This is a genomic window from Gilvimarinus sp. 1_MG-2023 (assembly GCF_030548285.1).
In genome coordinates this window covers 1-241 of sequence record NZ_JAUOSC010001596.1, presented here as the reverse complement: position 1 = coordinate 241, position 241 = coordinate 1, and the positions used below count along the sequence as shown (strand labels likewise).

At 55.2% G+C, this 241-nt stretch carries 1 pseudogene; it reads right to left on the bottom strand.

Going from position 1 to position 241, the window contains the following annotated elements:
- Positions 1 to 44: 44 nt before the first annotated feature.
- Positions 45 to 241, bottom strand: a pseudogene (locus tag Q4563_RS22185) (hypothetical protein); the annotation flags it as partial.

The window sequence follows — 241 nt, the reverse complement described above, 5'->3', positions numbered from 1 at the left end:
GGCCACTCGCGAGCGAATGGCAAACAGCCCTCAGTGTATGCTAGTCAGGGTTTGGTGGTACTTTTGGCCTTTGAGCCAGCTTTGGGAGCGGCCTTGGGTCCAGGAGCGGCTTTACGCTTCGGCTTTTTGGCTTTTGGTTTGGCTTTGGTAGCCGCCGCCGCAACACCACTGGCGGATGCTTTTTTGGCGTTCAGTTTCTGGCGCTTGCTGGGCGATTTTTTGCGGCTTTTCTTTTTACCAC